The organism is uncultured Chitinophaga sp., assembly GCF_902168175.1.
GTDB lineage: Bacteria > Bacteroidota > Bacteroidia > Chitinophagales > Chitinophagaceae > Chitinophaga.
Genome location: NZ_CABHOU010000054.1, coordinates 154,600 through 166,777, shown reverse-complemented (window position 1 = coordinate 166,777; position 12,178 = coordinate 154,600). Strand labels below are relative to the sequence as shown.

Here is a 12,178-nt window from a genome sequence, read left to right as displayed (position 1 = left end):
TGATCATCGCTATTTTTCCTTGAATATTTTAACGCCCAGAAGTAGAATACTACCCATCACCGCAGGTAAAACCAGGTTAATCAGCCATATACATACCGTGGCAGCTATGATGCCGGCTATATTAGGACTGAGCAAACCCAGGAAATAGATGCTCACCCTGCCCCTGAGGCCTAGTTCAGCTATCGCAATCGTGGGTACCATTGCCATCACGAGGTAAATGGTACTGATCATCAAAAGACCTTGCCACCACACAAGTTCAACGCCTAACACATACAATAAAATCAAATACTGTGCCGAGAAGACCATGTATCGCACGGCTGAAAGGAGCAGGAGTTTTTTCAGTTCTTTAGGAGAATACCGGGCGATGATCTGAACAAAAACCTTAGCCTTGCGCAACCAGGATATCTTGTCAAAAACGGCGACAATAATTTGTAACCGAAAGTAAAGCAATATAATCAACAAGGATACAACTATCAGTACGCCAAGCATTATATTTTCCCAGAAACTAGACGCAAAGCGTTGATCAGCCTTAATTAGCTCAAAGTTATTTATATAATAAATCAGTCCGGCCAGCCCAAAAACCGCGGTGATGATCAACTGACTGAAGCTGCCCACGACGGTAGCAGCAATCGCTTTGAGCTTGTTACGGTTCTTTATGTAAAGGATGCGCCCCCCGTATTCGCCAATGCGGTTGGGGGTGTTTATCGACAGCGATACCCCCGAAAGGATGGCGCTGAAAGCTTTGCGGAACGATATATCTTCAAGTGGCCGTACCAATAATTGCCACTTTCGGGCTTCCAGCCCCCAGTTGACGAGCATTAGCACAATAACGGTTAACAGTACGAACAGGCCCCTGTTTACAAGGAGTTCGCCCATACGGTCTACCGCCTCCCGGAGGTTGACCTGGTTCATTAACTGGTTATAGATGGAATAGGTTAACCAAACGAAGAGGCCGATGCCTAAAGTGTAATTGAGGAGTATTTTTGTACTTTTGTTCAGGATTTCAGATTTTGGCAAAAATAAACTCCGGTTGGCAAACAAATCAAAAATAATTCTTGGAATAGACCCCGGTACGATCGTAATGGGCTACGGACTCATCTCCGTGGAGGGCAAAAAAGCCACCGTTATTGCCCTCGACGTACTAAAGCTCTCTAAACATAAAGACCATTATGAGCGGCTGATGCTGATCCATTCCCGTGTAAACGAGCTCATATTGCAGTATAAACCACACTGTTGCGCCATCGAAGCTCCCTTTTTCGGTAAAAACGTACAAAGTATGCTCAAACTGGGTCGCGCCCAGGGCGTGGCTATCGCTACCGCGATGCAGGCGGGGCTCGAAGTAGCCGAATATTCTCCAAAAAAAGTAAAACAATCAATAACAGGTAACGGTAATGCAGATAAGGAACAGGTTTGGCAAATGCTCCGCCATATCCTTAATTACAATGAGCGTCCCGATTTCCTGGATGCTTCAGATGCACTGGCAGTGGCCGTTTGCCATCATTTCCAGGACTCCGGGCCAGCGGCCGGGGCAGGCAAATCGAAAGGCTGGGACGACTTCCTGAAGAAGCATCCTGAGCGGGTTTCGAGGTGACTGGCGGAAAATGAACAGGAATGAACAGCTTATTATTATTTGTTAATTGCGAAAATGTACTTATTTTGAATCGGGTTTGCCCTGTGACAGTGGGAAAATTCAATGCAACACCATAGCAACTATGAAAACTTGCTCTTTTAATCAATTATCAATTTTACCCTAATCCAGTTCGTAGATGGATACGAAAGCAAAAATCCTCCTTGTAGAAGATGACTACAATCTGGGGGCTGTTACCAAACGAAGATTGGAAGAAGCCGGGTACGAAGTGACACATTGCTCCGACGGAGAGATGGCCTGGAAACAATTTCAAAAATCCATGTTTGATATATGTTTGCTGGATGTGGTAATGCCAAAGAAAGACGGCTTTACGCTCGCTCAGCAAATCAGGAAGAAAAACGACCTTATCCCGATACTTTTTCTTACCTCCAAATCCATGGATGAGGACAAGATCACCGGCTTTAAAACCGGCGCAGATGACTACGTTACGAAGCCTTTCAGCATGCAGGAATTGTTAATGCGTATTGAAGTGTTCCTTAAAAGGACCCGGCCCCTCAATGCCGACAAACGCGCACAATACCAACTCGGCCCCCTTAGCTTTGATTACGGCGAACTTAAACTGATCGACAACGACGGTAAAACTAAAGCCACCCTTACCCAGAAAGAAGCAGATCTCCTGAAATTCTTCTGCGAAAATCCCAACAAAACCCTCAAACGCGAAGAAATCCTTTACCACGTTTGGGGAAAGGACGATTACTTCCTCGGTCGCAGCATGGACGTGTTTATCACCAAAATCAGGAAACACTTCGACGATGTAGACGACATCAGGCTCGAAACACTGCACGGCATAGGGTTCAAGTTTTACATTCCGTAACGGATTTTATCAGTAGGGTTCTAATAAACTAACACGCTTCTTCAGAAGGGTGTTATTGATGTTTATACAAATGCAGAAGAGGTGTATACATGGCCAATACCATCTATACACCTCTTCTGCTTATTCCTTATTACAATTACAAAAAGGAAATTATACGCTGCTGTATCTGCTGAAAGTCGTCGGACGATAACTTCAGTTTAGGACGTGTGAAGTTCAGATCATCGGCACTGTTTACCGGCACCAGGTGCATATGCGCATGCGGCACTTCCAGCCCCACTACACTCAGTCCTACCCGGTTACAGGGATACGCTTTTTCGATGGCCAGCGCAATTGGTTTGGCAAACAACAGCCACTCACGCAGCAGGTTATCATCCACATCAAAAAAACGGTCGGTTTCCACTTTAGGTACGATGAGCGTATGGCCTTTCATCAGTGGAAAAATATCGAGGAATGCATAAAAGTGTTCGTTCTCTGCAATTTTGTAATTGGGAATTTCGCCTTTAATGATCTTGGAGAATAGTGTCATAGCCCGCAGGTTTTTAGGTAGTGGAAAAATAAGCAATTTGTATTGATGCTCAAAGCAAAGGCCCGCCTTATGCAGACGGGCCTTGCGAAAAACTGAATTATATGATCAGATACCGATATTTTCGACCTTAAATTTCATGCTGCCATTGGGCGCCACCACATCGGCCACATCGCCGACTTTTTTGCCCAGCAAACCTTTGCCGATAGGAGAAGTAACAGAGATTTTATTCAACTTCAGGTCCGCCTCTTTTTCAGATACAAGCTGGTAAGTAACTGTTTTTTTACTAGCCATATTTGTGATGGTTACCTTACAAAGAATGGAAACCTTAGATGTATCAATTGACTCAGCTTCTACTATCCTGGCAGTAGCAACGGCATTATCCAAAACGGCTATCTTGGCCTCATGGAGGCCTTGAGCCTCTTTGGCCGCATCGTATTCTGCATTTTCCTTCAAATCCCCCTTTTCACGAGCCTCCGAAATTGCACGTGCAATTTCAGCCCTTCCTTTTGTTTTGAGTAGCGTTAGCTCCGCTTTCATTTGCTCCAGGGTTTCCTTGGTAACATAATTTACGCCAGACATAACCTTTTGTTTTTGAAATAAAAAAAAGCAACGCTCCTATTTGCATAGAAGCGTTGTAAAGTGATGTACAGCAAATATATATTTTTTTCCTTACGATTAGCTACAGTGGCTCATATATATAATACCTATATATCTAACTTTTGAAGCACTATCTGCGCCATCTTTATCGTGGCTTCGTGTGAATATCCTGCGATGTGAGGGGTCATTACTATGTTGGGGGCAGTAAGCAATCTTGTAAACATTTCCTGTTCGGCAGCTGTGTAGGAAGACAGTTTTTCATTCTCCAAAACATCAAGACAAGCGCCTTTTACAAGCCCATTATCGAGGGCAGCTACGAGAGCCGGCGTATCTACGACCTTACCGCGCGAGGCGTTGATATAGTAGATAGGTTGCGCAAACGAACGCAGGAACTGTTCGTTCACCATATGGAACGTTTCATCATTAAGCGGCAGGTGTGTGGTTACAATTTCGGCCTGCTCAAAAATATCCTGTAAGCTCACTTCTTTTACCTCGCTGGTACCGTAGTTGGTTTTGTATTTATCGTATGCAATGATATTCACTCCAAAGCCGCGCAGTCTTTTCGCTACAGCACCTCCTGTATTACCATAACCGATAATACCAACTGTACGGCCACCCAGTTCCCATGCACGGTTGCCCTCTCTTTCCCAAATACCCTCACGCAGTTCCAGGTTACTTTTGAGGATATTGTGCATCAGGCACACCAACATGCCTACTACCTGCTCTCCGACTGTATCAGCATTACCTTCGGGGCTGCTTACGCATTTAATGCCTTTACTTTCAGCATACTTCACATCAATCAGTTCCATTCCGGAACCAAGTCGTCCTATCCACTTCAGTTTTGTGGCATTGTCTAACACCGCTTTATCCACTTTGATACGGGTGGTCACTATCAGGCCCTCTATATCTTTCACCTGCTCCAGCACCTCCTGATAGGTGATAGCCGGTTGATAAGAAACAGCGTATCCTTTTGATTCGAGTTCGTTGATCAGGTACGGGTTTACTTTGGCCGTAATCAATACTTGCTTCATAACATTCTATGGGATAAGGCCACAAAGTCGGCTACTGTAAGCGCTTCGGCCCTTTTGGTAAATATTTCGTCCTGTAAATCTTCTTTTTTAAAGAAACCTTTGAGCGGATTACGCAACTGCTTACGGCGTTGCCCGAAAGCAGTTTTAACCAGCAGGAAAAACTTCTTTTCATTCCTGATATCGTACGCCTGCTCTAAACGATGCAATCGTATAACACCCGACTTCACCTTAGGCGGTGGGATAAAACAGGTTTCTGACACGTCAAACAGGTACTCTACTCGGTAAAATGCCTGGATCAATACGCTCAGTATCCCGTAATCCTTGTTATTATGAGCCGCCGCAATACGCTGCGCCACTTCCTTCTGGAACATCCCTACTACAGCCGGCACCTGGTCTTTCCACTCCAGCACACGGAACATGATTTGGGTGGAAATGTTGTAAGGAAAGTTGCCGATCACGGAAAACTTGCCATCGAACGGCGGGTTTATCTCCAAAAAACTCTCGTTGATGAGTTTACCCTTTATGGACGGATAAGTTTTTTCGAGATATTCTACCTTCTCCTTATCCAGTTCCACTGCTTTAAAAATAGTGCCCGGCAGCTCCAGCAGATATTTGGTAATTGCGCCGGCCCCCGGACCAACCTCCAGTATTTGTGTGCCTTCGGGGGCGGGGAGCGCATCCACAATGTTCCGGCAGATGTTATCATCTTTCAAAAAATGCTGCCCCAGTGACTTCTTTAGCGTGTACATGAAAAAGGAATAAGAAGCAAAAGTAAGAAAAAGGAGCATGGCAGGCGTGACGGGCCACCAGCTATCAACAGGAAACCGTATATTTGTTAGCTAATTACCCGGGGTTAAGCATGAGCATACCACAAACAAATACTGCCAACAGGCCTGTGATCGGTATCACGATAGGCGACATTAACAGCATCGGTGCTGAGATCATCATTAAGACTTTTGCTGATAGCAGGATGCTGGAGTTATGCACACCCATCATTTTCGCGTCCAATAAGACCGTGAACTTTTACCGCAAGCTGGTGAATGAAAATACCTTTAACTACCAGAGCATCAAGGACTTCACCAAAATTAACCACAAGCAGGTGAACGTATTTAACTGCTGGGAAGAAGAGGTGCAGATCACCCCTGGCGTAATTAACGACCTTGGTGGCAAGTATGCAGCCCGCTCCCTGGCGGTTGCCATACAATGCCTCAAAGACGGTGATATAGAGGGCCTTATCACCGCCCCTATCCATAAAAAGAACATTCAAAGCAAAGACTTCAACTTCACCGGCCACACACCTTACCTGAAGGAAGCTTTCCAGGCGAAAGACGTGCTAATGCTGATGACTGCGGATAATATGCGTGTAGGTCTGCTTACGGAGCATGTGCCCGTATCGGAGATCGCTAAATATGTAACGGTAGAAAACATCCTGCAAAAGCTGGCCCTCATGAAGGAGAGTCTCATTAAGGATTTTGGTATCGATACCCCACGTATTGCCGTGCTGGGCCTTAACCCACATGCCGGCGACGATGGCCTTATCGGTACCGAAGAGCAAAAACAGATCATCCCGGCCATTAAACAGGCTAAACACAATGGTATGCTCTGCTTCGGCCCCTATAGCGCCGATGCCTTCTTCGCCCGTAATATGCACGAGCAGTTCGACGGCGTACTGGCCATGTACCACGACCAGGGCCTTATTCCTTTCAAATCACTGGCTTCAGGCTACGGTATTAATTACACCGCAGGCCTGCCGATCGTGCGTACCTCGCCCGACCATGGCACTGCCTTCGATATCGCCGGTAAAAACCTGGCAGACCCGGATTCTTTCCGCCAGTCAATTTACACTTGTATCGACATCATCACCCAACGCCAAACTTACGCGGACAACACGAAAAATCCGTTAAAGAAGATGGAGCTGGCCTCCGAATAGTGGGTTCAAAATATTTACAGGCAATGGCGGGGTATTGTACCCCGCCATTGTTATTTACAGGTAAAACGAAATCATTTCCAGGAACCCGTCTCCCGCATCGTAATACTTCACATTACGCCCATTGAGCTTAAACTCCACATCCTGCAGAGAGTCGATGGTAGATACATCGCCACCCAGCCGGTCGATAAGCCCAAATACATTAAGGCGGCTGTGCAGGAAGAACCGCACCTTGAAGGCGCTTTCCAGCATCTGTAGCATTCGCCTGTAAGTAACCGCCGTTGATGCAGGCAAATCATCGAGGGGTAACGCATAATCCATCAGTACGAGGTTGGTGCGGTTACGCGTGCGGAAGCGACGCATAATATCGTAGAACTTCTCCTGTGTGATGTAATGAATTATTCCTTCAAAAACTATAATAGTAGGTATATCGCGGTCGTACCCTGCTACTACCAGGCACTCGAGCAGGTGCTGCGGATCGGTAATATCGCAGTGAACGAGGTGGAGGTTCTTAATGTCCGGTGCGATTTTGCGATAAAGAATTTCCTTTTCGGCAAGATGCGCTGCATCGACTTCAAATACCTGGCAAATATCACCACCGTGTTTGTCTAATAACTGCAACCCCAGCGGATCGAGGCCTGCCCCTAATATCACAATCTGTACGGGTTCGCTTTCGGGCAGGTAACTATCAGCCAGGTAACGAATGAACTGCTTTCGGTAGCGTACTACCTGTGCAAAATCTCCCGGCATATCGTTCAACTTGTCCGACATGCCTTGTACGGCAGAAAAATCAATATTAGAAAGGTAATCTTTGGTGATGCCTTCCTCAAATAATTCGCGTGCCTGCAACAATACCAGCGCAGCGGTGGGTGCCACCTGCACCTTTTGATCGAGGAGTTCCATAGTGGTGTCTTTTTTAATTGTGGGTTAAACCGGGATATTGAAGTTAATACAGGTAACTGCACTGTACATGCGTTCTGCCAAAAAAGAAGGAGCCTTTCGGGTCAATTTCATGTCCTCTGAAAACCCTTTACTGTATTGGGTTCTGGTGGCGGGATTATGTATACATGTCCAAAAAAAACGGATCCGCAAAAAAAAGCGGATCCGTTACTACGAATTTAATCTTTTCTATCGAATTACTTACCTGTGTTTAAATAAGATTGTATCGACTTCACATATTCTTCAAATGCAGTAATACCTTTAGGGGTAATTTTACAAATGGTTTGAGGATAATTTTCTTTGAACTGTTTTATCACTTCTATATACTCAGCATCTTTCAGTTTATTGATCTGCACACTGAGGTTACCCGCCGTTGCATTCGTCTTCTCTTTCAGGAACGTAAACTCCGCCTCCTTCACGCTAATAAGCACAGACATGATTGCCAACCGTAGCTGGGAATGCAGTACCGGGTCCAGTTCTTTAAAATCCATCATCTTACCTTTTCACTTTGTTGCTGTTTTTTCCATTCTGTCCTTAAAATATAACCGGGTATAAGATAGCCCGCCAATACCGCAAGGGCTGTGAAAGACATTACAAAAATCAATTTGGCCATCAACAATGAAGCAATGCAACACAGCCAGGTTATTACGGCCCCGGCTATCATTGCCCGTTGTTTCATAGACACGCCCATTACATACATCATAAGACCGTACAACATCAACAGAAACGCAAATGCAATGCTGGTGGAAACAGTATTAAAATTCATGGCAAAAACCACAATGAACACGCAAATGTAAAATCCTGTGGCAAAGTTGCGGAATAAATCGCCCATATAAGTTCTCACCCGCGGTATTTTACGAGGTTTTACGATCCCGTAAATCAGCATAATTACACACACCAGCATAAATATATTCCATGGCAGGAACGGAGATGCGTAATCTGTATAAATCAGTACGGCAGATGATACAGCACAAATAAACAACATCCAGCCCCATACAAGGAAACCATCTCCTTTATTCACAGTGCTTTCTTTGGCCGAGTTGATCATCGACTGTATGAGGTCCAGGCTCTCCTGCCCGGTCATCGGTTTATCCTGTTCAGGTGTCATGCGTATATCAGATTAATAAGCTAATGAACGTTTTTTCATCTTTACTTCGCGGCGCAATAAATATCCGGGGATCAGGTAACCGAAAATTGCCCCGGCAGCCACTGTGAGCAGTGTATTATGGTAATCAAGGAAATTAAAAACCAGGATGCTGCCTACCCAGTTCACCACCGCGCCCAGTACAAATGGCGTAAACTTAAAAATACGTCCTGAAATGAATATCCACAAACCGTACAACACTAATATCACGCCTAAACCATATTTATACCCAAGGGCAGAAAAAGAAAAGATGATAATACAAAGCGAAACCAGGAATGCCATCAGCACTGACAGGTAGATATCCATGACAGCCAGCTTCACCTCTCTTCTTTTCCGGCAGGCGTAGTTACGAAAAAAAGTGATGATAGCGCCCAAGGGCATCAGTATTGTCCAACCTAGCCAATGATAGCCAACCCCGGCATTTATAAGAAAATACTGAGCTAACGCAGCGCAGCACACAAATGCGCCCCATAACATATAATCAAACCCGTCGCTCAGCACGCGATCCTTCGCCTGCTCAATCATTTGGGTAATTACTTTCAGGCTGTCCTCATAAGAGAATGCATCCTGGTTTTCCGGCTGTTGCATAATAATATTTTTGTTGCAGTATGATAATAGCGGCTGATGAATATATGATGTTCTGGCGGAAAACCCATACACACCAGCCGTTGCCTCTATTTTAGTTACCGATCGAGCTTAACAGCTTCTTAGTATACTCTTCGCCCCAATGCGGCGCAATGCTGCTTTCTGGCCTGAAGGTGCTGAACTTCTTTAAAGACAATTCAAACTTCTCCTTTGCCCTCACCTTGCTACCACCAAACTGTTCAGGAGTATAGTAAAGGCTTTGGCCCTCCAGCATATAGATGCGTGGGTTGTCTGCATTGTATTTCTTTGCCGCTTCCAAAAAGCCCGAAGATATAGGGCCGTATTTACGCCCACGGGCCATCGGATCTACATTAATACGGGCAGTTGCGATCAACGAACGTATAACCGCTATTTCGGAATTGTTCTTGCTTAATGCTTCGGCTTTTTCAGCGTGCTGTTCTGCCTGATCGGCCAGGGCATCAATGGTGTTGCCTTTTGCGCTAAGGGCCTGCATTACTTTGCAGTAGGCAGCGTAGTAATAAGGAAGCCACTGTGTTTTTTCCACTTCGGCGATTCTTTCGAACGTATTGCCCGCCTGCGTCAGTTCCTCGCTGCTGGCGTTTTTGTCAATTGCCGCTACTTGCTTTTCCATCGCTTCTGTATACTGCGCGCTTTGTGCGTTAGCGGCCAATGTAAATGTGGTAATGGAGAAAAGAAATAAGAAAATGCGTTTCATCGAGTTAGATTTTTTGTGTTTAGAGAGATGAATATATTAAGTTGATTAGTTATTGTCGATTACTTCCTGCCGCCTGTCTATCCCGAAACTCATGAACATGCCTACGAAAAAGAAACTGGGCGTCATGGGCCGTATCGCTTCGCGGCGAAGGCCGTCACTTGAATATTTGTAGCCGTATTCCTGCCGCTGCCCCGCCATGTTAGACACCGATACAACAAATACCGTAAAGGCTTTACCGATCGTAGTGAGATAGTTGGCAATGAGGCCAACCGTGTTGAAAGTTTTAGTACGATCGTGCATAAACTCATTGGCCGGACGGTTCGGATTGTAGTAAGGTCGGCCTGTTGCGAAACTATACGTAAGGCCTACGTTCGTCGTTATTTTTGAGAAGTATTGTTTATACACCAGCGAGGCAGTATGTTTAGCTGCAAAGTCGGGCTGCACTTCATATGGATAATTCAGGTGATCTCTTTTAGTATCGAGGAAGGAGTAAGAAATCCAGTAGTCTGCATTCTTAATGGTTTTCTTATCACGCCAGAACAATTCTGCGCCTTTTGCATAACCCGTACCATTGCTGTTGATATCGGGCGTTGTTTTTACGAGGTCGTGGTACTTCTTGTAAAACACCTCTGTACGTAAGGTATAAGCGGTGGAACGCCTCTCATACGTTGCAATGTAGTGCGTGGCGTGCATATATTCCAGGTCATGTTTGCTGCGCAGGTACTGCTGTTCCGGCTTTTGGTAAAACTCGCCATATGCCAGCGATACCTGCCCTTTATCATCCAGCTTGTACGACATAGATACGCGTGGTGCCAGGTTGGTCTTCTCCATCAGCGAAGTATACTCCGCCCGCACACCTGCACGGCCAACTAACTTCGGACTAAAATAGATATCTGCTTCCACGAAGCCGGCGCCATAGTTATCGGTATAATCGAGATGATATTGGTTGTAAGCCGTTTTTTCTACCGCATACTGGTACTCTCCCCCGAAACGCAGTAGTGAAAAGGCTCCCAGGCTTTTGGTCAATACAACTCTTGCCTGCGAAAGATCCGATCGCGTACGCACATTAGCCTCTGCTGCTTTTACGATGGTATCCAGGTGAATACGGTCTTTATTAGTACTGTAAGAAATACCGGTGTTTATTTTCCATCCTTTACCAAGATTTTCATGGTAAGTAAGATTGCTGTAAATATTATAGTTCTTCAGCTCGAATAGTTCTTCGTCACCCTGGTATTCCAGGCTTTTGCCCTGGTAGCCGAAGCGGCTCCAGTTGCCATATACATAGGCCTTCAGCATACCGGTTTTAGATGTTTTACGCCGATAAACTAGTGAGCCGCCGGCAATTTCAGGGTATGTAGTCGGCTGTTGTAATGTTTTAAATACTTTGAAGTAAGGGGTCAGATTGGTGTAGTCTGCTTCCAGTGTAAAGGAACTCTTTTTATCTTTCGAAAGCTGTTCCAGCCCTACGTTTGCGCCAATGGTCATAATACCTATTGAAGCGGAAGAACGGGTAGGCAGATCGTTGGTTTCAAGAACAAGAGCCGACGACATGCCCTGGCCGTATTGTGCAGAATAACCGCCGCTACTGAATGAGGTGCCCTTAAACAGGAAAGGCGAAAAACGTCCGCGGGCAGCGAAGTTGGGCATGCCTGAGTAAAATGGGTTACGTACCATCATACCATCAATAAAGGTTTGCGTTTCATACCCGGTACCACCGCGCACGAACAATCCTTCTTTATCACCCACCTGCTGCGCGCCAGGCAACGTTTTCAGCGCTGCTACGATGTCGGCATTAGCGCCACCGGTAGTCACAATATCAAGTGATTTAAGGATGGTATTTTTCTTCTCATCGCTGGCTTCGAAGCTACCCGCGGAGATAGTAACCATCTTCAATTCATTCATGGTTTCTTTTAAGTTGATGTTAAGTACAATTGCAGCGCCACTCAGATTCACTGTTTGCTCCAGTGTTTTATACCCCATAAGACTGGCGGATAATAACTGTTCGCCTTTGGCCGTGCTGCTGAATGAATAACTGCCATCGGCTGTAGTGGTTGTACCATCATAAGTGCCCTTGATATATATGTTCACGCCTGGCAAGGGCTGTTTTTTAGCGTCGGTAACTTTACCGCTGATTTTGGTTTGTGCCTGCGCCAATATTGGTAAAACCATGAGGCATAACAGGTAAAGCGATTTAGGGGACATACATCATTGTTTGATGTATCAAATGTAAA

14 protein-coding genes are annotated in these 12,178 nt (G+C 45.5%); 3 read left to right on the top strand and 11 right to left on the bottom strand.

Going from position 1 to position 12,178, the window contains the following annotated elements:
- Positions 1–9 precede the first annotated feature (9 nt).
- The gene (locus tag QZT80_RS11355) at positions 10–1,017 is read right to left on the bottom strand and encodes a lysylphosphatidylglycerol synthase domain-containing protein (RefSeq protein ID WP_295121809.1); all 1,008 of its coding nucleotides are present in this window, start codon (positions 1,015–1,017) and stop codon (positions 10–12) included.
- Positions 1,018–1,030: 13 nt separating this feature from the next.
- Between QZT80_RS11355 and ruvC the strand changes: the two genes are divergently transcribed.
- A complete protein-coding gene (gene ruvC / locus QZT80_RS11350; protein ID WP_295121807.1) occupies positions 1,031–1,591 on the top strand; it encodes a crossover junction endodeoxyribonuclease RuvC in 561 nt (186 codons plus the stop codon).
- A 175-nt stretch (positions 1,592–1,766) separates the two neighbouring features.
- The gene (locus QZT80_RS11345; protein WP_295121805.1) at positions 1,767–2,462 is read left to right on the top strand and encodes a response regulator transcription factor; all 696 of its coding nucleotides are present in this window, start codon (positions 1,767–1,769) and stop codon (positions 2,460–2,462) included.
- A gap of 136 nt (positions 2,463–2,598) precedes the next feature.
- On the opposite strand, the gene QZT80_RS11340 is transcribed toward QZT80_RS11345, so the two are convergent.
- The 4 genes from QZT80_RS11340 to rsmA all read right to left on the bottom strand — a co-directional run bounded on the left by QZT80_RS11340 (position 2,599) and on the right by rsmA (position 5,365).
- Positions 2,599–2,988, bottom strand: coding sequence for an HIT family protein (locus QZT80_RS11340; RefSeq protein WP_295121803.1), 390 nt, complete (start codon positions 2,986–2,988; stop codon positions 2,599–2,601).
- Between the two features lie 105 nt (positions 2,989–3,093).
- On the bottom strand, positions 3,094–3,567 hold the full coding sequence (gene greA, locus QZT80_RS11335; RefSeq protein WP_295121801.1) for a transcription elongation factor GreA: 474 nt from the start codon (positions 3,565–3,567) through the stop codon (positions 3,094–3,096).
- 125 nt (positions 3,568–3,692) lie between these two features.
- Complete coding sequence (locus QZT80_RS11330) at positions 3,693–4,616, bottom strand: NAD(P)-dependent oxidoreductase (protein ID WP_295121799.1); 924 nt, start codon at positions 4,614–4,616, stop codon at positions 3,693–3,695.
- Positions 4,613–5,365: a 16S rRNA (adenine(1518)-N(6)/adenine(1519)-N(6))-dimethyltransferase RsmA gene (rsmA, locus tag QZT80_RS11325; RefSeq protein WP_295121797.1), complete on the bottom strand. Its 753-nt coding sequence runs from the start codon at positions 5,363–5,365 to the stop codon at positions 4,613–4,615. The genes QZT80_RS11330 and rsmA overlap by 4 nt, the downstream gene beginning before the upstream one ends.
- A gap of 110 nt (positions 5,366–5,475) precedes the next feature.
- On the opposite strand from rsmA, the gene pdxA reads away from it, so the two are divergent.
- Positions 5,476–6,546, top strand: coding sequence for a 4-hydroxythreonine-4-phosphate dehydrogenase PdxA (gene pdxA, locus QZT80_RS11320; RefSeq protein ID WP_295121795.1), 1,071 nt, complete (start codon positions 5,476–5,478; stop codon positions 6,544–6,546).
- Between the two features lie 54 nt (positions 6,547–6,600).
- On the opposite strand, the gene QZT80_RS11315 is transcribed toward pdxA, so the two are convergent.
- From QZT80_RS11315 to QZT80_RS11290, 6 genes are all read right to left on the bottom strand, one after another.
- Positions 6,601–7,446 (bottom strand): class I SAM-dependent methyltransferase, encoded by an 846-nt coding sequence (locus tag QZT80_RS11315; protein ID WP_295121793.1) that lies wholly within the window; start codon positions 7,444–7,446, stop codon positions 6,601–6,603.
- Positions 7,447–7,679: 233 nt separating this feature from the next.
- The gene (locus tag QZT80_RS11310) at positions 7,680–7,976 is read right to left on the bottom strand and encodes a transcriptional regulator (protein ID WP_295121791.1); all 297 of its coding nucleotides are present in this window, start codon (positions 7,974–7,976) and stop codon (positions 7,680–7,682) included.
- Positions 7,973–8,590, bottom strand: a complete 618-nt coding sequence (locus QZT80_RS11305) for a hypothetical protein (protein ID WP_295121789.1) — start codon at positions 8,588–8,590, stop codon at positions 7,973–7,975. Before QZT80_RS11305 ends, QZT80_RS11310 begins: the two co-directional genes overlap by 4 nt.
- Positions 8,591–8,602: 12 nt before the next feature.
- Positions 8,603–9,214 carry a hypothetical protein gene (locus QZT80_RS11300; RefSeq protein WP_295121788.1) on the bottom strand — a complete coding sequence of 204 codons (612 nt, stop codon included), beginning with the start codon at positions 9,212–9,214 and terminating at the stop codon, positions 8,603–8,605.
- Positions 9,215–9,305: 91 nt separating this feature from the next.
- Complete coding sequence (locus QZT80_RS11295; RefSeq protein WP_295121786.1) at positions 9,306–9,947, bottom strand: hypothetical protein; 642 nt, start codon at positions 9,945–9,947, stop codon at positions 9,306–9,308.
- A gap of 45 nt (positions 9,948–9,992) precedes the next feature.
- Positions 9,993–12,149, bottom strand: coding sequence for a TonB-dependent receptor (locus tag QZT80_RS11290; protein ID WP_295121784.1), 2,157 nt, complete (start codon positions 12,147–12,149; stop codon positions 9,993–9,995).
- Positions 12,150–12,178: the final 29 nt, after the last annotated feature.

What these genes read in the sequence shown, in the direction of transcription:
- QZT80_RS11315 (WP_295121793.1), bottom strand. Translation starts at nt 7,446, where the DNA reads ATGGAACTCCTCGATCAAAAGGTGCAGGTGGCACCCACCGCTGCGCTG.
- QZT80_RS11330 (WP_295121799.1), bottom strand. Translation starts at nt 4,616, where the DNA reads ATGAAGCAAGTATTGATTACGGCCAAAGTAAACCCGTACCTGATCAAC.
- QZT80_RS11305 (WP_295121789.1), bottom strand. Translation starts at nt 8,590, where the DNA reads ATGACACCTGAACAGGATAAACCGATGACCGGGCAGGAGAGCCTGGAC.
- rsmA (WP_295121797.1), bottom strand. Translation starts at nt 5,365, where the DNA reads ATGTACACGCTAAAGAAGTCACTGGGGCAGCATTTTTTGAAAGATGAT.
- QZT80_RS11345 (WP_295121805.1), top strand. Translation starts at nt 1,767, where the DNA reads ATGGATACGAAAGCAAAAATCCTCCTTGTAGAAGATGACTACAATCTG.
- pdxA (WP_295121795.1), top strand. Translation starts at nt 5,476, where the DNA reads ATGAGCATACCACAAACAAATACTGCCAACAGGCCTGTGATCGGTATC.
- QZT80_RS11290 (WP_295121784.1), bottom strand. Translation starts at nt 12,149, where the DNA reads ATGTCCCCTAAATCGCTTTACCTGTTATGCCTCATGGTTTTACCAATA.
- greA (WP_295121801.1), bottom strand. Translation starts at nt 3,567, where the DNA reads ATGTCTGGCGTAAATTATGTTACCAAGGAAACCCTGGAGCAAATGAAA.
- QZT80_RS11310 (WP_295121791.1), bottom strand. Translation starts at nt 7,976, where the DNA reads ATGATGGATTTTAAAGAACTGGACCCGGTACTGCATTCCCAGCTACGG.
- QZT80_RS11300 (WP_295121788.1), bottom strand. Translation starts at nt 9,214, where the DNA reads ATGCAACAGCCGGAAAACCAGGATGCATTCTCTTATGAGGACAGCCTG.
- QZT80_RS11340 (WP_295121803.1), bottom strand. Translation starts at nt 2,988, where the DNA reads ATGACACTATTCTCCAAGATCATTAAAGGCGAAATTCCCAATTACAAA.
- QZT80_RS11295 (WP_295121786.1), bottom strand. Translation starts at nt 9,947, where the DNA reads ATGAAACGCATTTTCTTATTTCTTTTCTCCATTACCACATTTACATTG.